We start from the raw sequence: 22,851 nt of genomic DNA, 5'->3' as shown, positions 1-22,851 counted from the left end.
GGCCGCACTGAGCATCTTCCTAATGATCGTCTTGGCGCATTGAGCCGAACACGTCACCCAGGCGATTTAGGTGTACGCGCTCGGTTGGCCGCTACCCGAGGCACGCGGCGTACTGGGCCGCCCTTCCCGTGGGTGGTCACCTCGGAATGGATTCACTACCCCGGCAGCCGCCATTCGTCAGCTGAGCTGGGTGTAATCGGTGGCCAGGTGGGAGCGGCGATGGATCCATCGGGCGCGCATGTCCGGCTCGTCGGAGAAGTTGCGCTCCTGGGTGACGACACCCTTGAGGTCGGGATGGCCGGCGTCGTAGCCGCTGTCGAGCACGGCCACCGTGACGCCCTGGCCGGTGAACCCCTGCTTCCACGCCTCGGTCGCGCCGATCTGCGCGGTGCTGCGGTCCAGCGTGAAGGACCGGCGCCCGTCGAGCCAGATCTTGCCCTTCCCCGCGGCCGGCGTACGAGCCCCGCTCACCAGGTCCCGCCACGTCCGCGCGGCGGTGCTCTTCGGCACCCGCACCGCCGCCACGCCGAGGTCGTCGAGCTTGCGGGTCAGGCGGGTCCCGCTCAGCGTCGGGGCCGACTTGTCCTCCAGGGTCTGACTGATCAGCGGGATCTCGTCCGTGTCGGCGTCGCCGTACCTCCATGCGAGAAGCTGGGTCACGTCGAAGAGCCGATCGTCGAGCAGTCCCTCGCTGACGAGCGGGAACGCGTCCGAAGGGATCACGTAGAGGTGTCCGTCGCGAAATTGCGTCGAGTAGCGGACCTGCCGTCCGGGGGCGCTCTCCACCCGGTGGCCCCGGCCGCTGACCGTCACCTTGTCCCCGGTCAGGAGCGTCACGCTACCGGACACGACCGGGCCGGATCCTGACGGGGCCGGCTGCGGGGCCGCGGCGAAGGAGGGTTCCTGAGCCGTGACCGCTCCCAAGGAACCGGCCAGTACGGCGGCCACCAATCCTGTTCGCAAAGTTGTGAATGCCACGCCCCTACTTGGACGAACCGGCGTGAAGCGTTATGAGGCACGTCGGGATCGAGGTTCCGTCCTGTGTGAAGTGTTGCACCGAGCGGGCCAAGACACGGGGCGGCCAAGCGCTCCGTGACGCACCTGGCCAGGCGCCGGGGTTCGCGGTCGAGGGTGCGGGAGCGGACGGGGCCGGCCTCCCGGTGCAAGAACGCGCCTTCGGCGTCGGCGCGGAGCCCAGCGCCAGTGGGGCCGGCCGGTCTCGGCCCGGCCTCACTGGCCTACCGGCTGATGTCGAAGAGATCAGTGGCGGTGCTGCCCACGCGGCCCCCCGTGAGGCGGTTACGCGAGCGCCTTCTCGGCGGACACATCCGGCGTGGCGGCCAGGCGGCGCTTGTGCTTCGGCAGGCCGAAGGTCGGGTGCGAGATGCCCCACAGCGAGATCTGGAGGATGCCGGACTTGATCCGCGCGGCCTTCCTGCCGCCCACGTAGTTCGGCTTCGTTTGCGCTGCGTCGTCGACCATCTGCAGGATCCCGTCCCGCCGTCCGAGGCTGATGTGGTTGCCCGGGTGGTCCAGCCTGCTCTTCGCGATCTTGCGGCCGGTCAGGCGCCCCACGATCGCGTCCGTGGCCTGCCGGCCGGTGGAGCCGGCCGACGCGCAGGACATCGGCAGCGGCCGGCCGTTGCCGCCGATGGCGTAGGCGCTGTCGCCGGCGGCGTAGACGTTCGGGTGCGAGACCGACCGCATGGTGCCATCGACGACGATCCGGCCGTCGTCGGTGACCTCCAGCCCGCCGGCGACGGCGATGGGGGCGACCGCGAACCCGGCGGTCCACACGGTCGCGTCGGACGCCGGAGCGGTGCCGTCGTCGCACTGCGCCCGCGTCGCCTCGACGGCTTCGACGCCGGTGTGCTCCAGGACGGTGATGCCCAGCCGGTCGCAGGCCCGGCGCAGGTGGCTGCGGGCTCCGGCGGAGAGCCGGGCGCCGAGCCGGCCGCGTGCGATGAGCGTCACCGACAGGCCGGGCCGGGATTCGGCGAACTCGGTGGCGGTCTCGATACCGGTCAGCCCGTCGCCGACGACCAGCACCCTCCCGCCCTCGCCCCGCTCGGCCAGGCTGTCCAGGCGCTGGCGCAGGCGCAGCGCGGCGGGCCGGGCGGTGACGTGGAAGGCGTGCTCAGCCACACCGGGGACGCCGCAGTCGGCGACGTGGCTGCCGAGCGCGTAGACGAGCGTGTCGTAGCCGAGTTCGCCGCCGCCGCCGTCGGCGTCAGCGACGGCGACGACCTGGCGCACGGGGTCGACGGCGGTGACCCGGGCCAGGCGCAGCCGTATGCCCGTGCCCGCGAAGACGTCGGCGAGCTTCGGAGCCTCGATGCGCTGGCCGGCCGCCAGCTGGTGCAGCCGCAGCCGCTCGACGAAGTCCGGCTCGGCGTTGACCACGGTGATCTCGACGTCCGCCGGGGACAGCCGGCGGGCCAGGTTCCCGGCCACGTAGGCCCCGGCATAGCCGGCGCCGAGGACGACGATGCGGTGCTTCATGTGTTGCTCCTGTCGGTTCGCTTGCTCGCTGTGGGCTGACTCGGCACCGGGTCACCGGGTTTCTTGATCGAGGTCGCCGTGAGCCTGCGCCGAAAGGTCCCGCCAGTCGGCCCAGGTCTTGAGCCGGTCGGCGTAGACCTGCTGGAGCATCGGGTAGAAGCCCAGGCCGAAGAGCACCCGCAGGGGCGGGTCGTCGGAGTCGACGATCTTGAGGAGTGCCTGCGCCGCGGCGGCCGGGTCGCCGGCGGGCTGCTTTCCCGCGAACGCGGCGATGCGCCGGCGAAGGCCGTCGTAGATCGGGTCGGGCCCGGACAGGTGGCCGTTGTTCAGTGGGTCGGGGTTCTTTCCTGACCGGGTGGCGAAGCCGCCGGGTTCGATGACGGTCACCTTGACGCCGAAGTCGGCGACCTCCTGGGCGAGGGATTCGTTCAGGGCTTCCAGGGCCCACTTTGAGGCGCTGTAGGCGCCGCTGAGCGGCATCGCCATGAGCCCGGCGGCCGAGGACAGCTGGATGATGTGCCCCGAGCGCTGCTCGCGCAGGTAGGGCAGCGCGGCCTGGATCATCCACACCGCGCCGAACAGGTTGGTCTCCAGCTGGTCGCGCAGGTCCTGCTCGGTCAGCTCCTCGACCGCGCCGACCTGGGCGTGGCCGGCGTTGTTGACGATGACGTCGAGCCGGCCGAAGTGCTCCCTGGCCCGCTTCACACCCTCGAAGACGGCGGCCTTGTCGGTCACGTCCAGCTCCAGCGGAAGCACCGCCTCGCCGTAGGCGGCGACCAGCCCGTCCAGGCTTGCGGTGTTCCGGGCGACTGCGGCCACCTTGTCACCGCGCGACAGGGCGGCCTCGACGAAGTGGCGGCCGAGGCCGCGGGACGAACCGGTGACGAACCAGACCTTGCTCATGATGTCTTTCCGTTCTTTCTGCGGAGGCGGCGTCCTGACGATCATGAGGCGTCGGCGTCCCGAACTGTGTGACAGCGCGGCGATGTGACGTGCGTCACCGAGCACGGGTGTCACACGGCGGTGGGCGCCAACGCCTTATGCATGGAGCAGGAGTTGCGAGTGAACAGGCAGGAGCCAGGCATGAACGAGCGCGGGGACGCAACGACGGGGACAGCAGAGCCGATGGCTGATGACGGCCGGATGGACTCCGCCGCCGAGGCGTTCCTCGTCCACCGCAACCTGCTGTTCACCGTCGCCTACGAGATGCTCGGCTCGGCGACCGACGCCGAGGACGTCCTCCAGGAGACCTGGCTGCAGTGGATGAAGATCGACTTGGCGCAGGTGCACGACCGGCGCGCCTACCTGGTACGAATCGCCACCCGGCGCTCGCTCGACCGGCTGCGCACCATGAAGCGCCGCAAGGAGTTGTACGTCGGCCCGTGGTTGCCCGAACCGCTGCTCACCGCGCCGGACGTGGCCGAGGACGTCGAGCTCGCCGAGAGCGTGTCGATGGCGCTCATGCTCGTCCTGGAGACGCTGTCGCCGACCGAGCGGGCCGTCTTTGTGCTACGTGAGGTCTTCGACGTCGGCTATGACGAGATCGCCGCCGCGGTCGGCAAGACGCCGGCGACCGTACGCCAGATCGCGCACCGTGCCCGCCGGCACGTCGATGCCCGTCGCCCTCGTGAGGCGGTCTCCCCGAGCCAGAGCCGGGCGGTGCTGGCCTCGTTCCAGCGTGCGGTCGAGACCAGGGACCTGCAGGGGCTGCTCGACGTGCTGGCCCCGGAGGTCGTCCTGATCAGCGACGGCGGCGGCGTCAAGCAGGCCGCGCCGCAGCCGATCATCGGCGCCGGCAAGGTGGCCCGCATGATCGTCAGCGGTCTCGGCAAGGCCCAGGTCGCGCTCACCGGCGAGCTCACCGTGGTCAACGGCAACCCGGCGCTCCTCCTGTGTGTGGACGGCGAGATCGACGGCGTCATCGCGACCCGTGTCGAGGACACCCGCATCACCGGCCTCTACTACGTCCGCAACCCGCACAAGCTGACCCGCATCGGATCCGAGACCCCGCTCACGCTGAAGTGATCCGCCGGCCGCCGCGCCGGCAGCGCGCGGCATTCCGGGCGGCGGCATCCGCGTTCCGGCCCGCCCCGTCATCACGTCAACCACGCAAACGTTCTCTTCGAGGAGCAGATATGGCCGTTCAGGCCCCGCCGGCAGCCGACACACCACCTTCCCTCTGGTCAACGTTTCTCAGGGCAGTCGTCCTGCTCACGGCGGGCGCCTCCGTACTGCTCACCTCCTTCGCGTGGCCGTCGGTGCGGGATGTGCCGCCGCATCGCCGGCCTCGGCAACCCCGCTCAGCCTGCGATGAACACCGCTGACGAGCCGGCCCACGGCCTTGGAGCGACCGCCGGTTCCGGAGTCGCTCCAGCAGAACACATTCCGCCAGATCCAGTACTGGGAGGTCATTCATGACGAAGAGCGTTGCCGACGGACTCGCCGATCTGGAACTGCCGGTCGGGCGGGGCTGCCCGTTCGCCCCGCCCGCCGCGTACGAGCGACTGCGTGAGCAGGCGCCGATCAACAAGGTCCGCCTGGCCGGCGGTGGCGAGGCGTGGTGGGTGTCCGGGTATGAGGAGGCCAGGGCCGTCCTCGTCGATGGCCGCTTCTCCTCCGACAAGCGCAAGGACGGCTTCCCGCTGTTCACCCTCGACGCGGCGACCCTGCAGCAGCTGCGCAGCCAGCCGCCGTTGATGCTCGGCATGGACGGCGCCGAACACGCCGCGGCCCGGCGCTCGGTGATCGGCGAGTTCACCGTGAAGCGGCTGGCCGCGCTGCGCCCGCGGATCCAGGACATCGTCGACCGCTTCATCGACGACATGCTCGCCGCCGGCCGGCGGCCGGTCGACCTGGTTCAGGCACTGTCCCTGCCGGTGCCCTCACTGGTGATCTGCGAACTGCTCGGTGTCCCGTACGACGACCACGACTACTTCCAGAGCCGCACCACCATGATGGTGCGCCGGACCTCGCTGGAAGACCGCCGGCGAGCCTTCAGCGAGCTCCGCGCCTACATCGACGACCTGATCACCCGCAAGGAGTCCGAGCCCGGCGACGACCTGTTCGGCCGACAGATCGCCCGGCACCGCCGGGAGGGCACCCTCGACCACGCGAGCCTGGTCAGCCTGGCCTTCCTGCTGCTGACCGCCGGGCACGAGACCACGGCGAACATGATCTCGCTCGGCGTCGTCGGGCTGCTGACGCATCCGGACCAACTGGCCCTGGTCAAGGCCGACCCGGGCAGGACGCCCATGGCCGTGGAGGAACTGCTGCGCTACTTCACCATCGCCGACGGAGTCACCTCCCGGCTGGCCACCGAAGACGTGGAGATCGGCGGGGTGAGCATCAAGGCCGGCGAGGGCGTCATCGTCTCGATGTTGTCGGCCAACTGGGACCCGGCGACGTTCGAGGACCCGGGCGAACTGGATGCCGAGCGCGGGGCCCGCCACCACCTCGCCTTCGGCTTCGGCCCGCATCAGTGCCTCGGCCAGAACCTGGCCCGGATGGAACTGCAGATCGTCTTCGACACGCTGTTCCGCCGCATCCCCACCCTGCGGCTCGCCGCACCGGCCGAGGAACTGCCGTTCAAGTCCGACGCCGTCATCTACGGCGTCCACGAACTCCCGGTCACCTGGTGAGCAGGGCATGACCCGCATCAAGGCCGGCACCAGGGCCTGCACGACCGGAGCGCCGCACGGGCGAGCCACGCCGTCAGACCTTGCCTCCACTCAGCGACAACGGCATCGACCTCGTGATCTAGTGGCCATTGTCGGCCATGGGATACCTTTGGCTGTTCTGGACGGTCTCGGTGCAATCCTCGTTGTTTTGCGATGAAGGTGCATGGCAATGGGGGGCGCGTACGAAAGAGGTGCCGTGGTCAAGCCCTTATCGGAGCGCAGCCCCGCCAGGCCAAGAGTCAAGCTGCTGACGATGCTGGTCATTGCGCACGTCTTTGCAGGTACGTTCGCGGCTTTCGACCCTTACAGCAAGCGTGATATCTCGTTCATTCTTCAGAAGGCGCATGAAGGCAAGCTAAGCGAAGTGACTCTTGTCGATGATGAGCGACGCATCTCCGTCTCCACGATCGATGGTCAGAAATGGTACGCCCACTATGGGCCGCCCGGCCTCTCTGCGGAAGCACTCATGGAAGAGCCCCGTGGGCGACGGGTTGGCAGGGCTTGATCGCGGGTGGAGCGGTCCCTTGATCGGCGGGTCCGGGGTTCGAGTGCCTGGCGGCGCACAGCGCATCCCTTCGCTGGAAGGGGTGCGCTGTGCGCGTTCCGTCGGGGTTACTTCAGTCCGTAGGCCTTGTGGATCGTCTGGTCCACGGCGTTGCCCTCCTGGTCGGTGGCCTGGGCGCGGAGGCCGACGGTGCCGTCGGTCCGGGGCAGGGGCGGGTGGGTGATGGTGCCGGTGAAGGCGTGGTCGCCGGAGGCGGACATGGGGACGGGCACCCAGTGGGCGCCGCCGTCGAAGGTGGCCGACAGCCGGAGCGTGGTCAGCTTGGCGTCGGGCTGCCCGAAGGAGCCGTTGTAGCCGGTGACGGTGATGCGGCGGGCGAGCCCGGCCGTGGCCTGGTTGTCCAGGTCGAGGTCCAGGTCGTAGCTGAGGTTGAGCCGGCGTACCGGCGCGCAGGGAGCCAGGACCTGGGTGACGAGCCAGCCCGCGCACAGGCCGTCGGTGAGGTCCTTCATCCCGGATTCGGGGCGTTTGGAGCGGAAGGTCCAGGCCGTTTCGACGTCGGTCGCGAACCGCTGTCCCGACTGCGGGGTGTGGAAGATGTCGGTGAGCCGGTGTTCGGCCTCGTCGGGCGGAAGGGTGAAGGTCGGCAGCTTGATCGCGACGGGTCCGAGCGCGCCGATCCTCTCCTCCAGGGGCACTTCCCGGCCGTCGCGGTAGAGGTGCAGTTCGTCCTTGCCGCCGGCCCAGGCCTGGAAGTTGGCACTCCAGGTGAAGGGCTCCTGGTGGTTGGGCTCGGGGCCCATGACGGGCACCGCCGCCGTGAACAGACCGCCGGTACGGCACGCGAAACAGGTGACCGTGCCCGAGTCGATCACGCGGTCGCTGTCGCGCGGGGCGCCGGGAACTCTGGGCTGCATGCCCCACCGCTCCGTCCGGCGTCCCGCCTTGGTGAAGACGTCGAGCGCGATCGTGGTGTAGCCGGTCCTGGAGGGATTGCCCTCGTCGTACCGCATCCGGACGTCACGCTGCCACGTCACGTCGGGCGAGACCGGCCCGACGTACTCGGTCACCGTGGTCCGTGCCTGCCAGGCGCCGTCGAGACCCCACGCGACGAACGGTTCGGAGCCGTTGAGCAGCACGGGGGTCCAGCTCATGCGTACGGTGCCGGGGCGGTCGGAGTGGAAGCGGTCGTCGATCTCCTGAAGGTTCTTCCCGGTCACCCGGTAGTCGAGCCTGGCGGGGATCCGGCCGCGCTCGGGGAAGAACAACGAGTACATGTACGGCCTGGCCGGGCTGCCCTCGACCTTGACGTCGACCGGCTTGCGGGCCAGCGCCCTGCCCTGGTCGGCGGGCAGGCTCATGGTCGGGATCGGGTAGAAGGCCCAGCTGCCGGTCGGGTCGAGGAAGGCCCGTCCGGACGCGCCGTAGCCGAGCACGCCCACCGCGCCGGCGGCCGCCAGGGCCTCCACGCGGTCGAGCCCGTCGCCGGAGCAGGTCGTGTCCGGGCAGAGGTCGCCGAGGTCGAGCAGGGCGAGCTTGCCCCGTACGTCCAGGCCGGACAGGTCGGTGCCGTGGCCCACGTCCGCCAGCGGGAGGGTCTGCTTGCCGGTCAGCTTCGGGATGTCGGGGGTGATGCCCGCGTAGCGGGGGCGAGCGTGCGTCCGGCGGCCTTCATCGTGACGAGGGGCGCGCCCTGCCAGAACTGGCCGGTGAGGTCGAGGGCGCCCTGCTTGACCGGTTCGGTGGGCAACATCCAGTAGTGGTGCAGCCCGTACGCCGGGTAGGAGGAGAGGAAGTCGGCCACGATGCCGTTCGCGGTGGTCCGCCGCAGAGCGTAGTGGGACAGGTAGGTCTCGGTCGTGCGGGGGGTGTCCAGGCGGACCTCGCGGGCCTTGCGCAGGTCGAGGGTGACCGTCGTGTCCCGGTCCACCTTGACCTCGGGCGCGGTCGGCAGTGACTGCTGCCACTCGCCGTTCTCACCCCGCCAGGCGGCGATGGTGTGGACGCTGAAGGTGCCCGGGTAGACGCTCGCCTCGCCCTCGGCCGTCTGATAGAAGGAGTCCAGGTCGTCGCGGTCGTCGGTACGCAGGAACAGCCAAGGGACGGAGACCGCGTCGGTCGCGCCGTCCGGCATGATCAGTTCGGTCTTGAGCTTGACCCTGCGCGGCTCGACGAACGCGCCCACGGCCGTGCGCACGACCACGTCGCCGCCGGTGGCCGCCACCGAACCCTCGTACCAGGTGGCCGGTCCTGACGGGTCGAAGGAGACGGCCACGTCCGCGGCGCCGTGGGCGGGGACGGTCACCGTGTCGCGGTCCAGCTTGAGCGCCCGATCGGGGGCGGTGCCGCGGTGCGCCGCGATGCTCGCCCGCAGGGCCAGCGTCACCGGCTGGTCGCCGTCGTTGGTGTAGGTGATCGTCCTGGTGGCCGGGCCGCTCTGCGGGGAGCTCAGGAAGCCGAAGTCGAGGTTGCCCGAGCCGCGTACCTGCTGGGTGACCGCCCTGGCCACGTCGATGCGCCCGGCGCCCTGCTGGTAGGCGGTCAGGCCGTCGTCCTTGGCGGTGCCGATGAGCGCCGCCTTGAGCTGCGGTCCCGTCCAGTCGGGGTGCCGGCCGGCGAGGATGGCCGCCGCGCCCGAAACGTGCGGGGTCGCCATCGAGGTGCCGGAGGCGGCGGTGTGGAGCTCGTCCACGGGCGAACCCATCGACGTGCCGCGCGCGCGGGCCGCGACGATGCCGACGCCGGGCGCGGCCACGTCGGGCTTGAGCCCGTAGTCGAACGGGGTCGGGCCTCTGCTGGAGAAGGGCGCCAGCTCGTCCTCGCGGCCGACCGCGCCGACTGTCAGCGCCGCCGCCGCGGATCCCGGCGAGTTGACGGTACGGCTGCCGCCGTCGTTGCCGGCGGCCACGACGAACAGCGCTCCCGTCTCGGCGCTGAGCGTGTTCACCGCCTGGTTGATGGGGCCGTTCTGGTCCTCGTACTCGCCGCCGATGCTGATCGAGACCACCTTGGCCTGCGCGGCGGCCCACTGCATGCCCGCGATGACCTGCGAAGAGGTGCCCGTGCCCGACGAGCTGAGCACCTTGCCCACCAGGAGCGTGGCCTCGGGCGCCACGCCCGTGTACCGTCCGGAGCCGGCGATCGTGGAGGCGACGTGGGTGCCGTGGCCGTGGCCGTCGCGGGCGTCGGGATCGTCGGTGAAGTTGGCCGTCGCCCCGATCCGGCCGGCCAGGTCGGGGTGGTCGGGATCGACGCCGGTGTCGAGCACGGCGACCTTGACGCCCTTGCCCTTGTAGCCGGCGGCCCAGGCCTGCGGCGCGCCGATCTGCGGCACGCTCTTGTCGAGCACGGCCTTCATCTTGCGGTCGAGCCAGATCGCCTTCGGCGCGGTCGCGCGCGCGGCGGGGGACGAGGCGGCCGCGGCCCAGAACTCCCGCGCCGCCTTCTTGTCCACCTTGACGGCGGCGCCTCCCACGCTGGCCAGGGCGAGGGGCGAGGCGGTGGCCGGGAGCGCGTCGGCCCGCGCCGACAGCGTCGCGGCGGCCTGCCCGGCGGTGCCGTACTGGACGATGACCGGCAGGGTCGGGCGTTCGGCGTCGGTGTAGCCGTTGGCGGCCAGGTACGCCACGTCGAACAGGCCCTTGTCCACCTGGCCCGAGGCCACCGGGGCCATCGCGTCGGAGGGGAAGACGTAGAAGGAGTCGCCCTTTCGCAGGGTCACGAAGGACACCGGCGCTCCTCCGGCGCGCCTGGCCGGTCTCACGTCGGCGCGCGGGGTGCCGTCGGCGGCCTTGCCGTACGTCACCACGTCGCCGGTGATCAGGGTGAGCTGGGTGGCGGCGGGTAAGGCGCCCGGGGCGGGGGCCGGGGTGTCGGCGGACTCGGGTGAAGGGGAGGGCGTGGCCATCCCCATGGACAGGACCAACCCCAACGCGGTCAGCCCGGCGAGCGGGCGGCGAGCCATGGTTCTCCTCGGAGTAGTACATGATCGAGCACACAAAACCTCCCATCACGCGCCATATCCAGAAAGATGACCTTTCGTCCTCTTCACGCCGTTGGCGGGAAGAGGACACGATGGGCGCATGCTCGAATCGCTGGGCCTGTCGACGGCCGAAGAGGCGCTGTACCAGACGCTGATCGAGGTCTCGCCGATCACGGCCGCCGACCTCGAACGGCTCGCCGGCCCGCAGGCCGCGCTCTGCGCGAGGCTTCAGGAACTCGGCCTGGTCACCCGGCTGCCGGAGGACCCGCCCAGGTACGCCGCGGTCGCCCCGAGCATGGGCCTCGACGTGCTGATCAGCGCGAGGTCCAGGGCGCTGGCCGCCGCCCGGGGCCGCATCGCCGGGCTCAGCGCCGCCTTCCACCGGGCGGGCACCGAGCGCGACGCCGCCGGGCTGGTCGAGGTGGTGATCGGCAGGCAGGCGGTGAACGACCGTTTCGAGCAGCTCCAGCGGGAGACGCACCGCTCGATCCGGGTGTTCGACGCGCCGCCGTACGCCGGGGTGATCGGGGCGAACGCGCGTGAGTTCGACCTGCTGGCAAGGGGCGTGAACTACCGCGTCCTGTACGACAGGAAGGCGATGGAGCTGCCCGGGGCGCTGACGGTGGTCACCGACTACATCACCGCCGGCGAGCAGGCCAGGGTCGGCGAGGTGCCGATGAAGCTCGTCCTGAACGACCGGCCGACGGCGATCGTGCCGCTGCGGCACGATCTGCACCTGGTCGAATCCGCGCTGGTGGTGCACGACCCGACGCTGCTGGAGGCGCTCGGCGCGCTGTTCGAGATGAACTGGCAGCGCGCCGTCCCGCTGGGCGTGCGGCAGGGGCAGGCCCGGCTGCCCGAGGAGCGGAGCCCCGCCGACGCGCACGAGGACCTGCTGCCCCTGCTCATCTCGGGGCTGACCGACGCGGCCATCGGGGCGCAGCTCGGCTGGAGCGTGCGCACGGTGCGCAGGCGGGTGCAGGCGATGATGGTCCAGCTCGACGCGCAGACCCGGTTCCAGGCCGGCTACCAGGCCGTCCTGCGCGGCTGGCTGCGGTGACGCTCGAAGCGCTCGGGCTGAGCCCGGCCGAGGAGCAGCTCTACGAGCTGCTCGTCGAGTGCTCGCCGGCCACCCTCGACCGGCTCGCCGCGGGCTTCGCCGGCCCCGGCCTGCCCGCGCTGCTGACCGGGCTGGAGAACAAGGGCCTGGTCAACCGGCTGCCGGACGAACCGGCGCGGTACGTCGCCGTCGCCCCCGACGTCGCGCTCGACGCGCTGCTCACCGTCGCCGAAGAGGGGCTCGCGCGCGCCAGGGAGCGTGCCGCCGACCTGGACGACGCCTTCCAGCAGCGCGCCTCCGGGCAGCAGCCGCCGCTGGTCGTGGAGGTGATCACCGGCGCCGCCGCGGTACGGCAACGCCTCCTCCAGCTCCAGCGCGCGGCCCGCCACCAGGTACGGACCTTCTCCCAGCCGCCGTACTTCGACCGGCACGCCAGCGTGGCCGCCCACCGCGAGCTGCTGGACCGCGGCATCACCAGCCGGGTCATCTACGAGCGCGACTTCATCGACCGGCCGGGCGCGCTGGGGCTGATCGAGGAGATGATCGGCGCGGGCCAGCTGGCGAGGGTGCTGCCCAGCCTGCCGATGAAGCTCTACCTGGTCGACGACCGGTTCGCGCTGCTGGTGCTGCGCTACGAGTCGCCCGACTCCGCGGCGCTCCTGGTGCACCCCTCCGGGCTGCTGGAGGCGCTGAGCAGGCTGTTCGAGGGGACCTGGGAGCGGGCGCTGCCGATGCGGCTGACCGGTTCGCGCGAGGCGCCGCAGGACGACGAACGGTTGATCGCCCTCCTGCTGACCGGCCTGACCGACGAGGCCATCGCCCGCCAGCTCGGCATCGGCTACCGCACCGCCCAGCGGCGCATCGCCGAGCTCATGGCCAGGCTCGGCGCCCACACCCGCTTCCAGGCCGGCGTGCAGGCCGCCCGATCCCAGGCCCGGAGCACCCCTCCTCGCTGCTCCAGTGCATAGCCGAGCCACAGCCGATCCATAGCGCCGCGTTCTACGGTGTGCCGCATGCGACCTACGACGGCAATGCGCCGTGCATTCAGCATCGGGCTCGTAGCAGTCAGCGGATTCATCGCTGTCCCTGCGGGGACGGCCTCCGCCACTACCGTGCAAATCGCCTCCGACCTGAGCTGCTACAAAAAGGTGGTCACCGTCCGTGGTGGAGGCATCAAAGGGTTCTCCGTCAACTGCACGGGCCCGTCCAGCAAGATCAGGACCTTCACCGTCTGGGGGTGGCGCGAGAACGCCGGCACGCTGACGAGCAGCGGGATGAGCGTCTACGGAGCCGAAAGCGGATGGGTGTCGCTGCCGACGCTTTCGAGCGGCACCTACTCCTGGATCGACGTCAAGTGACCAGCAGAACGCTCTGACGCCACTTCGGGGCCGGGACCTCTCCGGGGAGCAGAGAGCCTCCGAGGCCGAGCTCGCCAACCGGCCCCCTGACCCCGACACGCCGATGGCCGCCACCCCGACCAGGGTGGCGGCCATCGGCGTCTGCCCCGGTGCGCGCACCTTGCGGGCAGACGCCCGGCGGAGACAGCCCTCGCTATCGTGATCACATGGGGGCAGACGACGTACGGTTCAACATCCTGGGCCGGCTCGAAGCGACGGTCGGCGACCGGCCGGTGCGGCTGGGCGGCCCACGGGCCCGGGCGGTGCTGGCCATGCTGGTGGTCGGCCACGGCAAGGTGCTCAGCATCGACCGGCTGGCCACCGCCTGGGGGCAGAACCCGCCCGCGACCGTACGCAACCAGGTCATGATCGCGGTGGCGGCCTTACGCAAGGGATTACGCGAGGCGGGCGCCGAGTCGGAGATCATCAAGACCGAGGGGTCGGGCTATCGGCTCGTCGGCGGCCTGGTGGACACCCAGCACGCGGAACAGTGCATCGAACAGGGCCGTCAGGCGGCTCAGGCGGGACGGCAGGCCGAGGCCGCCGACCTGCTGGGCCAGGCCCTGGCTCTGTGGCGCGGCCCGGTGCTCGGCGACCTGGAACTGGAGGAGCTGGCGGCCTTCGCCGGGCGATGGGAGGAACTGCGCCTGGCCGTCCTCGAAGAACGGGCCGAACTCGACCTCGCCCTCGGCCGCCACCGCAACGTGGTCGGCGAGCTGTCGGAGCTGCTCGCCGGACATCCGCTGAGAGAGCGCCTGCGGGGGCTGCTCATGACGGCGTTGCACGGCTCCGGGCGGCGGTCCGACGCGCTTGAGGTCTACCGTCAGGGGCGAGCCCTGCTGGCGGACGAACTCGGCCTCGACCCCGGCCCCGAGCTGCGCCGGCTGGAGGCGGCCATCCTCGCCGACGCCCCCGACCTGGAGCCCGTCCACGGAGGCGACGAGACGAGGCAGGTGCCCGCCGAACTGCCCGCCGACGTGACCGCCTTCGTGGGGCGCGAACGCGATCTGGCCCTGCTGCGCAGGTACGCCTTGTCCGGGGGAGTGCCCTCCGTCACCACCGTCACCGGCCCGGCCGGGGCGGGCAAGACCGCCCTGGCCGTCCGGTTCGGCCATCTCGTGGCCGAGGAGTTCCCCGACGGCCGGCTCTACGTGAACCTGCGCGGGCACGCGCCCCGACCGCCCATGTCGCCGCTGGAGGCACTCGTACGCATGCTCGGTTCGCTCGGGACGCCCCCGGAGCGGATCCCTGAAGAGGAGGAGGCCGCGGCGGGCCTGTACCGCTCGCGCCTGTCGGGCCGGCGGATGCTGGTGCTGCTCGACGACGCGCGCACTGCCGAGCAGGTGCGCCCCCTGTTACCCGGCGCTCCCGGTTGCCTGGTCCTCGTCACCAGCCGCAACGCGCTCGCCGGGCTGGCCGTCTCCCACGGCGCCCGGAACCTGTCGCTCGGCGTGCTCGACCGTCGCGAGAGCGTGCGACTGCTGGCCTCCGTGGTCGGGGATCAGCGGCTGTCCGCCGAGCCGGACGCGGCCAAGCAGATCGTCCGGCTGTGCGGCCGCCTCCCGCTGGCCCTGCGCGTGGCCGCCGCCACACTGGCGACGCGCCCGCGCAGGTCGCTGAGCGAATACGCCGCCGCGCTGTCCGCGCGAGGGCTGGACCTGCTGCGGATCGACGGCGACGTGGCGGTCAGGGCGGCGTTCGAGCTGTCGTACGCGGGACTGCCGGAGGCGGAGCGGCGCCTGTTCAGGCTGCTGGGGCTGGTTCGAGGGCCCGACATCACCGCGCCGGCCGCCGCCGCCCTGGCCGGCGTCGAGACCGCCGAGGCCGAACAGCTCCTGGACCGCCTCGCCGCCGCCCACCTGATCGAGGAGCACCGGCCGTACCGGTACACCTGCCACGACCTGCTCCGCCAGTACGCCGGAGAGCTCGCGCTCCGCGACGACGCCCCGGCGGCCGGCGTCCAGGCCCTCGAACGCCTCGGCGACTGGTACCTGGCCGAGGCCGTCGCGGCGGCCGAGAGCGCCTATCCCTCGATCACCCGCCTGCCGCTGCCCGCCACGTCCGGGCTCAGGCCCCGTGCCGAGGCGATGGCCTGGCTCAGCGCGGAGCAGGCCAACCTGGTCGCCTTCGCCCTGCACGCCGCCGACGCCGCCTTCTCCGTCCCCGCCGCCCGCCGGCCGCCGATCAGCGGACCCAGGCGGCACGCCTGGCTGATCGCCGACGCCCTGCGTGGCCACTTCGTCCACCACACCGCCACCAGCCTGGCCGACATCGTGGCGGTCTCCGACGCCGCGGCGCACGCGGCCGCCGTCGAGAACGACCCGCTCGGCCTGGCGGCGGCGCACCTCTGTGCGGGCACGGCCGCCCTGTGCCGCGCCGCCTATTCCGCCGCCCGCCTCGCCTGCGACCTGGCCGTCCGGCACAGCGAGCGCGCGGGTTGGTCCGCCGGCGCCGCCGCCGCGCACAACAACGCCGCCGCCGCCTGCCACGACCAGGGCGAGCTGGGCCGGGCCATCGACCACCTCGTCAGGTCCGTGGAGCTCAACCGGGAGATCGGCGACACCTACGGCGAGGCCCGCGCCACGGGCAACCTGGGCGCCGTACACCTGGAATGCGGCGACCTGGAGGCAGCGGAACGACATCTGCGCGACGCCATCGCCCTCCACCGCCACCTGCGCAACAGCGAGCTGAGCCACTCCCTCAACGAGCTCGCGACCGTCCGGCGCCTCAGCGGCGACCTGGACGAGGCACTGGCCCTCGCCACCGAGGCGCTCCGCCACGACCGCGCGAGCGACCTGCACGTGCCCGAGTCCAAGAGCCTGACCACGCTGGCGGAGATCCACCGTGACCGCGGCCGTCTCGACCTCGCCCTGGAGGCCGCGATCTTGGCCGGTCAGCGCGCGGAAGGCGCGCGGCACGTCTACGCCATGTGCAGCGCCACGCACGTACTCGGCACCGTCCGGGCGATGACCGGACATCACAGCGAGGCCCTCGACGCCCACCGGCAAGCACTCACCTACGCCGTCACGGCAGGCATGCGGCGTCTGCAGGTGAGGCCGCTGCTCGGTATCGCCCGCGCGCACGCCGACCTGGGCACGCACGACCGCGCGCTCCAGTACGCCCGTCAAGCGCTGGACCAGGCGTCCTCGACCGGCTACCGCCTGCTGGAGGACCTGGCGCTGTCGCTCTTGGCCGACCTGGAAGGGCAGCCACGTCCGGCACGTCACGACGGGGACGGGCGCCGTACCCGGCGGTGATGCGGCACGAGGTCGCTGCCGGCGAGGTCACCATGGGCCCGCTGACCGAGCCGGGAGCTCGGCCTCCAGGCCGCCTCCCGGCCGGACGGCCCCCTCAGGCTCTCAGGGGCTCGTCGGGTTCTCGGTGAGCAGTGGCTCGAGGGCGCCGAGGGCCGCGCCGACGCAGATGTCGCGCAGCTGATCGCGCGTGCAGGTCTCGTGGGTGAGCCAGTCGACGCAGAGGATCTGGACGAAGACCAACCAGCTCTTCAGGACCCCGGAGACGGCCTCGCGAACGTCGTCGCCCGCGAGCGGGAGGACCGCCAGCAGCCTCGCCCGGAGCGCGTCCAGCTCGTTCGACATGATCGTCTGGATCACCGGATCGCCCGTGAGGACCCGGTTCGCGGCCAGGACGGCGTTGCGGTTGGCCACGAAGTAGTCGAGATGGACGTCCATGCCCTGCACGAGCTGCTCACGCAGTGAGTGGGCGGGGTCGAGCCGCGTCTCGGCGAGCAACCGGTCCGCGGCCTGCTGGTAGACGGCGGCGAAGAGGGCCTGTTTGCTCGGGAAGTGCCGGTAGAGCAGAGCTCGTGACACGCCGGCCTGCTCGGCGACCTCTTCCATCAGCACGTCGGCGTAGGGGTGCGCGGCGAAGAGCCGGGCGCCGACGGCGAGGAGCTGGGCGTGGCGCCCGTCAGGGGTGAGTCGCTGGCGTGGAGGCATGGACCAAGACTAGTTGACACACGTCTACTAGCGCGGGCACCGTAGTAGACACATGTCAACTAAGGTGGGAGAAATCATGGTCAAGGCGCTCCGTACGCTCGCTCAGCTGATGGGGTGGGCCTGCGTGCTGATCGGCCTGCTCCACGTGGCGCTCGGCAACGCGGCGATCCCCGGCGCCGCTTCCGCGGGGCCGACGATCGACAGCTGGGGCCGGTTCATGGGAGCCGCCTTCGTCGGCTACGGGTTGGCGTGGCTGTGGGCGGCGCGGCAGCGCCCGATCCCGGCCAGGGTGGTGCGGTGGCTGGCCGCCGTCTTCCTGCTGGGCGGCGTGGGCCGGCTGCTCTCGCTCGCCGTGTCCGGTTGGCCGCACGGGTTCCAGGTCGTGCTGGCGGTCATCGAACTCGTTCTGCCGCCGGTCTTCTTCTGGCTCGCCGACAAGGAGGAACGCGCCCATTCGGCCTGAGCGGCACGGCGGAGGCACTCGCGGGCGCGACCTCACCGTACCGGGCGCTCTGTTCCGGCTTGGTCGCGAGCACCGCGACCGGTGGGCTCAGCTCCAGGTCGCCTGCTTGAGAATCGGGCCGAGCCGGCCGTCGCTCCACTGGTCGAAGACGAGGATCTTCGACTTGGGCAGGTGCCAGATCCGCTCCTGATAGGAGACGCCGGTCCGCTTGGCCGACTGCGTCACGCAGCCGACGCGCCAGACGCGGTAGGTGGCCTTGTGTCCCGCGCCGACCGGGCGGATGGCACGGGCGACGAGTTTGCCGGGGAAGTCCTCCACGTAGCGCTTGTCGGGTGCGCAGGCCGCGAGCCCGTTGCCCGGGTGGTACGGCTCCTCGGGGTCGTAGGGGTTGCCGTGGCGGGCCAGGGAGATGCCCTCCGGCCCGACGAGGTAGAACCCACGGCACTCGACGGCGAGCCGGTCACAGCCGCCGGTCCTGACGTGGATGCCCCACATGTCTTCTTTCCCGACTTTCCAGGTCCTGGGGATCTGGAGCGTCATGCCGCGGAAGGTCAGCGGCTTGGTCGCCGTGCTCTGCGCGGGGGCGCCGGTGAACAGGAGGGAGGCGGTCACAACCAGGGTCGTCAACATGATCCCGAGGCTAGGGAAGCCCGCTTGTGGCTCGGCTGCAACGCTCTTGGAGCACACTCGAACGGCCACGCCGGACTCCCAGGACCGTTCGCCGGGCAAGGGCGAGCTGGTCCGTCTCAGCTCCGTCCGTGAGCTCGGCCCCTGCGGGTCGGCAGCAACATCGTTGGATTCACGGTGATGACTGCCGAGACCCCAAGGCCCTCACCGACCAGACGTGTTAACCCTTGAAGACCTCGCCCGGGCCGGGCAACGATGGAATCGTCGCACTCAGCCCGGGGACGGGGGACGATGAGAGACACGCTGCTCGCCGAAGCGCGGGACCGGATGAGGCGGTACGGCGAGTCGAGGCACCCGCAGTGGCTGCTGGACCGCGGAGCCGGCCAGGTGGTCCGGCGGCTGGAGCGGCTCGACGGGGTCCTGCGCGATGCCGACGTCCTCACCGTCCTGGCCGAGTTCGGCGTCCTGAGGTCGAGCGTGCTGAAAGGCGGCAGGAAGGCTGACGACGAGTGGCGCAGGGCCATGCAGTGGTACGCCGCGCTGTTCCTGGTCGATCATCGCCGCGTTCCGGAACCCCTGTGGCCCGACCTGACGGCCGCGACGGGCTTCGACCCGCGCGACGATCCACGGACCCGGGCGCTGCTCGACGTACGAGCCCTGCTCGATCGGTTCGACACCACGGGCGATGGCGAAGCCGGGACGGCGTCCTCTGGCCGGATGGACGCCCTGATCGAGGCCGCCCAGGTGCTCCGCCAGGCCGTCGACGCGGAGACTGACCGGACCGGTCGCGCCGCCCACCTGAGCGCGCTGGCGCGCGTGACCCGGCTACGGCTGGAGTGGGAGGAACCGGACGACCCGGCGGAGACGCCACCGGAGGCCGCGCCTGGGGCCGGCGAGCCTTCGGCGCCCGGCCCGGACGGCGCCGCGCAGGCGCAGGCCCAGGCGGACGCCATCGTCGCGACCGCGGTGGACCTGGTCAACAGGGTGATCAGCGAGGAGCGCGCCCTGGAGCGGGCCTCGGACATCGGACGGGAGGTGACCGAGCATGCGGTGATCGCCCTCATGGATGCGGCGCACCGGCTGCTGAGCGACGGGGACAGCCGGGTCGCCCTGCCGATCGTCCGGCTCACGCTGGAGGCGGCCGGCGTGAGGTGGGGCGCGCGCCGCGGGACCTGGTGGTGGACGCTGGCGGACCTGTATGTCGAGACGTCGCGGTTCTTCCTTGGGCAGTTCCCCGACGGTACGCGGTTCCGCTCGGCGTGCACGGTCGTCGATGACCAGATCGCCAAGCTACGTGCGGAATCACCCCGAGACGACGAAGAACTGGCGCTCACCCTGTACGCCTCGGCGCTGCTGCGCTCAACCCCGTACCTGGAGCACATGACCGCGATCGCCGCCGAGGACGCCCAGCAGGCGTGGCGGGAACGGCTCAGACGGGCCAGGTTCCGTCTCGGCGACGGCCTGGCCGAGATGCCGCTACCGGCCGGGCCGCTACAGGTCGCCCTGACACAACTGCGGGAGGCGGAGACCCTGACCACCGGGCACACCAAGGGCCGCATCCTGGTGGCCCAGGCACGCGTCCTCCCCGCCCTCGGCCTGCTCTCTGGCGAATCAGACGGCCGACAGCAGCTCAGGGCGGTTCGCGAGGCGTTCGACCTGCTCAACCCCCGGCTGGATCCCATCGGGCGGATCAACCTGTTACGCCTGCTGGCCCACTTCGGCGAGGTCGAACTTCCGGCGAGCGCCGACCGGCTGTGCGCGGAACCGCTGCACCTGCTGGGGGAACGGCTCGGACGCAGAGACGCCGAAACCCTGCACGCCGACGCGCTGGCCCTGGCCGCCGAGACGGCCCGTCCGGATCTGCAACGGCAGATCTGGCGAGACCGGGACCTGCCCTCCCCGACCTCGCCCGACAGCAGGCGCCGGCGCTGGGACACCGAGGTACACGCGCTGCCCGGCAACCGCGTCGCCTGCGCACAGGCGAAGGGAGCGGCGAAGGCGGTCCGGTCGCGGGCGCATGCCGAGCGGTGGCCCGCGTCCGAGCTGGCGGTGACCCTGCTGCACCTGGCGGTGCACACCGACGGCGCCGAAGCGGGCCAGGGGGAGGAGCTCATCGAGGAGGCCGCGCGAATCTGGCCGGACCTCACCGCACAGTACCCCGGCCTACGCTGGTACCACAGCGCCCGGCTGGCCGAACAGGCGGCCAAGTCCAAGCTGGACGACGGGGATCTGATCGGCGCGGCGACGGCCGCCGGTTCCGCGATCCGCCAGTACGGCTTCGCGGCCGACTCGGCCGCGGCGGCCGATGCCATCGACCTCGCCATGGCGGTCGTCCTCACCGCCGGCGAAGCCCGGATCGATCACGTCGCCGGATTGCTCGTGCCGGGCGTCGCCTGTCTTCACGCCGTCACAGCGGAGATCGGATTCAAGATCCACGAACTCTGCCTGCTGATGTCCCTGCGCCTCGGCTCGCGCCGGAGTGTCGCCTACGACGTCGTGTTCCTGCTGCACCAGGCCGCCAAGGGCGTCGACACGACTGTCGCGCAACTCGACAGCGGCCCGCTGACCCTGTCGTCAGGGCTGGAGCGCAGCCTCCTGCGGGCGGGCGCCGTCGAGCGCACCGGCCCCGCCCGGCCGTGGCAGGACGAGACGTTCGACATGCTCGCCTACGCGGGGGCGGGCGAGGCCGAGCCCGAAGCGGCCGACGCCGAGCGGCTCAACCGGCTGCGCCTGGCAGATGAGTGGATCACCGGCGAGCTGATGACCTCGCGCCGGCCTGGCGGTGTTCCGCTGCTTTTCCTGGACCAGGTCCAGCCGCTCATCCCCGGCGACACGGTGATCCTGTCGATCTACCTGGGAGCCACGGACGCCGCCGAGGACGGGCAGACGCCACGTGCCTCACTCAGCTGCCTGGCGATCAGCCGCGACTGGGTCGAACTCCACACCATCCGGATCTCCGACGTGGAAGCCGGCATCGTACGGGCGAGTCAGGATCAGCACGTCATCATGTTCCATCCGGTCGCGTCGGAGGTGTCCGATATTCGCGCCGGCATCCAGGACGACCCCCTCCATCGTCCGGTGAGCCGCGCCGCGCGGCGGTTGCTGACCGAGGTCGGCGACACCTACCTCGGCCGCTTCGGGCAGCGGTTGGGCGAATGGAGCCGGCAGGGGAAGACCCACCTGTGCGTCTGGCCGCACGGACCGTTGCACTATCTGCCGTTCCACCTGTTCGAGACGGAGGGAGAGCCCATCGCGGACGGCTGGACCATCACCCAGATCTGCGGGCTGAACCCGCTCCGCCGCTCCCTTGGCGGTCCGATCACCCGAACGACGCCGCCCGCCCGAACACGGCACCTGGTGGTGTTCGGCTCGGCCGAGGGTGGTTCCCGCCACGGGCTGCAGGCGGAGCCTGGCCTCGAGATCCACGCGGCCGAGGTGGGGCGGGCACTGACGGGGGAGGTGCTGATCGGAGCCGCCGCGACCCCGGGCGCCTTCCTGACCCTGGCGCCCACGGCCCGGTACGTGCACGTCGCGGCGCACGGAAGCCACAACGCGGCGGCGCCGTGGTTCCAGTGCCTGTTCCTCACACCAGGCCCTGATGACGACGGGCGGCTGTTCGCGCACGACATCCTGCGGGCCGACCTCCGCAACGTCGAGTTGGTCACGTTGAGCTCGTGCGAGTCCGCGCTCGGCCGCTTCGACATCAACGACAACCTGCGCGGCCTGCCGGCGGCGCTGTTCGCGGCGGGCGTCCCGGCGATCGTCGGGTGCCTGTGGCCGGTACGGCCCGAGGCCGCGACGTTCTTCTTCGCGACGCTCTACCGGTGCCTGGCCGAACACGACGACAGGCGGGCGGCCTTCCGCACCGCGCAGATCGCGACCCGCCGCCGCCATCCGGCCTACCAGGACTGGGGAGCGTTCGGTTTCATGGGAGACTGGCGAACCTCGAACGCCCCCGGGGAGACCACGAGATGACCGGACCCGACCAGCCGTACGCCACCGATGTCTTCGACGTCGATCTCGTCCTGGACCGGCGACTGGGGGGAATCGCGGCGGACCCCCGGCTGGCCGGCCGGGTGTCGATCGGAGCCCCCTACGTTCGCAAGCTCACCGCCGACACACCGGAACTCGACTCCGCCGCCCGGGCCTTCCTCGCCGAGCACCAGGATCGATACGACTTCTACTGGCTCGCCATCGTCTGCACCTTCCGCGAGGGCACAGCCGGCGCCCCGTTCACCAAAGCGGACGTCGGCATGCGGTTCGAGTCCCCGGACGCCGCCCCGGCCGAACAGCCCATCGCCTGGTCCCTCGCCCCCAAACGCCAGGCGTACCCCCGCCGCGCCCGCGACTGGCGCGTCACGTTCACCGCCAACCTGGCCTTCGTGGAATCGAGCGTCGAGTACGCCCCCGGCCCTGCTTCAGAGGACGTCTTCCTCACCGGCTGCGGCGAACGCGACCCTGATCCCGAATGGCGTCTGAAGGCCGTGGCCGACCAGGCACTCGCCGGCGACCAGCCCCTTACCGTGACGATCCGCGCCGCGGCCGGCCGGCCGGTGACGGCCGACATCCGGATCACCGCGACGATCCGCCACCACAGGCTCGGCCTCATCCCCTACCTGGCGGAACTGCCCCCGGCCCTCGAGACCATCCCGATCTCCACCTGACCGACGTGTCACCCC

17 protein-coding genes are annotated in these 22,851 nt (G+C 71.4%); 10 read left to right on the top strand and 7 right to left on the bottom strand.

Going from position 1 to position 22,851, the window contains the following annotated elements:
- Nucleotides 1-177: 177 nt before the first annotated feature.
- From ACNF49_RS39285 to ACNF49_RS39275, 3 genes are all read right to left on the bottom strand, one after another.
- Nucleotides 178-849, bottom strand: coding sequence for a hypothetical protein (locus ACNF49_RS39285; protein WP_498703299.1), 672 nt, complete (start codon nucleotides 847-849; stop codon nucleotides 178-180).
- A gap of 450 nt (nucleotides 850-1,299) precedes the next feature.
- Entirely contained in the window at nucleotides 1,300-2,502 is a 1,203-nt protein-coding gene (locus ACNF49_RS39280) for an NAD(P)/FAD-dependent oxidoreductase (protein ID WP_482940844.1), read from the bottom strand.
- A gap of 51 nt (nucleotides 2,503-2,553) precedes the next feature.
- The gene (locus ACNF49_RS39275; protein ID WP_482940843.1) at nucleotides 2,554-3,405 is read right to left on the bottom strand and encodes an SDR family NAD(P)-dependent oxidoreductase; all 852 of its coding nucleotides are present in this window, start codon (nucleotides 3,403-3,405) and stop codon (nucleotides 2,554-2,556) included.
- A gap of 222 nt (nucleotides 3,406-3,627) precedes the next feature.
- On the opposite strand from ACNF49_RS39275, the gene ACNF49_RS39270 reads away from it, so the two are divergent.
- The 3 genes from ACNF49_RS39270 to ACNF49_RS39260 all read left to right on the top strand — a co-directional run bounded on the left by ACNF49_RS39270 (nucleotide 3,628) and on the right by ACNF49_RS39260 (nucleotide 6,684).
- A complete protein-coding gene (locus tag ACNF49_RS39270) occupies nucleotides 3,628-4,527 on the top strand; it encodes an RNA polymerase sigma-70 factor (RefSeq protein ID WP_482940842.1) in 900 nt (299 codons plus the stop codon).
- 389 nt (nucleotides 4,528-4,916) lie between these two features.
- On the top strand, nucleotides 4,917-6,140 hold the full coding sequence (locus tag ACNF49_RS39265) for a cytochrome P450 (RefSeq protein WP_482940841.1): 1,224 nt from the start codon (nucleotides 4,917-4,919) through the stop codon (nucleotides 6,138-6,140).
- Nucleotides 6,141-6,375: 235 nt separating this feature from the next.
- On the top strand, nucleotides 6,376-6,684 hold the full coding sequence (locus ACNF49_RS39260) for a hypothetical protein (RefSeq protein WP_482940840.1): 309 nt from the start codon (nucleotides 6,376-6,378) through the stop codon (nucleotides 6,682-6,684).
- 107 nt (nucleotides 6,685-6,791) lie between these two features.
- Here the strand turns inward: ACNF49_RS39260 and ACNF49_RS39255 are convergent, their stop codons facing one another.
- Nucleotides 6,792-8,264: a hypothetical protein gene (locus ACNF49_RS39255; RefSeq protein WP_482940839.1), complete on the bottom strand. Its 1,473-nt coding sequence runs from the start codon at nucleotides 8,262-8,264 to the stop codon at nucleotides 6,792-6,794.
- A gap of 29 nt (nucleotides 8,265-8,293) precedes the next feature.
- Entirely contained in the window at nucleotides 8,294-10,648 is a 2,355-nt protein-coding gene (locus ACNF49_RS39250; protein WP_482940838.1) for a S8 family serine peptidase, read from the bottom strand.
- A gap of 118 nt (nucleotides 10,649-10,766) precedes the next feature.
- On the opposite strand from ACNF49_RS39250, the gene ACNF49_RS39245 reads away from it, so the two are divergent.
- The 4 genes from ACNF49_RS39245 (at nucleotide 10,767) to ACNF49_RS39230 (ending at nucleotide 16,380) form a co-directional block, all read left to right on the top strand.
- Complete coding sequence (locus ACNF49_RS39245) at nucleotides 10,767-11,726, top strand: transcriptional regulator (RefSeq protein WP_357971334.1); 960 nt, start codon at nucleotides 10,767-10,769, stop codon at nucleotides 11,724-11,726.
- Nucleotides 11,723-12,694 (top strand): helix-turn-helix domain-containing protein, encoded by a 972-nt coding sequence (locus ACNF49_RS39240; protein ID WP_482940837.1) that lies wholly within the window; start codon nucleotides 11,723-11,725, stop codon nucleotides 12,692-12,694. The genes ACNF49_RS39245 and ACNF49_RS39240 overlap by 4 nt, the downstream gene beginning before the upstream one ends.
- A 45-nt stretch (nucleotides 12,695-12,739) precedes the next feature.
- Nucleotides 12,740-13,084, top strand: a complete 345-nt coding sequence (locus ACNF49_RS39235) for a hypothetical protein (RefSeq protein ID WP_482940836.1) — start codon at nucleotides 12,740-12,742, stop codon at nucleotides 13,082-13,084.
- A 206-nt stretch (nucleotides 13,085-13,290) separates the two neighbouring features.
- On the top strand, nucleotides 13,291-16,380 hold the full coding sequence (locus ACNF49_RS39230; RefSeq protein WP_482940835.1) for an AfsR/SARP family transcriptional regulator: 3,090 nt from the start codon (nucleotides 13,291-13,293) through the stop codon (nucleotides 16,378-16,380).
- A gap of 102 nt (nucleotides 16,381-16,482) precedes the next feature.
- On the opposite strand, the gene ACNF49_RS39225 is transcribed toward ACNF49_RS39230, so the two are convergent.
- Complete coding sequence (locus ACNF49_RS39225) at nucleotides 16,483-17,082, bottom strand: TetR/AcrR family transcriptional regulator (RefSeq protein WP_482940834.1); 600 nt, start codon at nucleotides 17,080-17,082, stop codon at nucleotides 16,483-16,485.
- A gap of 76 nt (nucleotides 17,083-17,158) precedes the next feature.
- Between ACNF49_RS39225 and ACNF49_RS39220 the strand changes: the two genes are divergently transcribed.
- Nucleotides 17,159-17,545, top strand: coding sequence for a DUF4345 domain-containing protein (locus tag ACNF49_RS39220; RefSeq protein WP_357971329.1), 387 nt, complete (start codon nucleotides 17,159-17,161; stop codon nucleotides 17,543-17,545).
- Nucleotides 17,546-17,632: 87 nt separating this feature from the next.
- Here the strand turns inward: ACNF49_RS39220 and ACNF49_RS39215 are convergent, their stop codons facing one another.
- Entirely contained in the window at nucleotides 17,633-18,175 is a 543-nt protein-coding gene (locus ACNF49_RS39215; protein WP_482940833.1) for a hypothetical protein, read from the bottom strand.
- Nucleotides 18,176-18,463: 288 nt separating this feature from the next.
- Here ACNF49_RS39215 and ACNF49_RS39210 point away from each other — a divergent pair, with 288 nt between their 5' ends.
- Nucleotides 18,464-22,147: a CHAT domain-containing protein gene (locus ACNF49_RS39210; protein WP_482940832.1), complete on the top strand. Its 3,684-nt coding sequence runs from the start codon at nucleotides 18,464-18,466 to the stop codon at nucleotides 22,145-22,147.
- Nucleotides 22,144-22,836, top strand: a complete 693-nt coding sequence (locus ACNF49_RS39205; RefSeq protein WP_357971326.1) for a hypothetical protein — start codon at nucleotides 22,144-22,146, stop codon at nucleotides 22,834-22,836. The genes ACNF49_RS39210 and ACNF49_RS39205 overlap by 4 nt, the downstream gene beginning before the upstream one ends.
- Nucleotides 22,837-22,851 lie beyond the last annotated feature (15 nt).

The sequence above is a fragment of the Actinomadura sp. ATCC 39365 genome (genome assembly GCF_054392275.1).
This window is presented reverse-complemented; position numbering and strand designations above follow the sequence as displayed.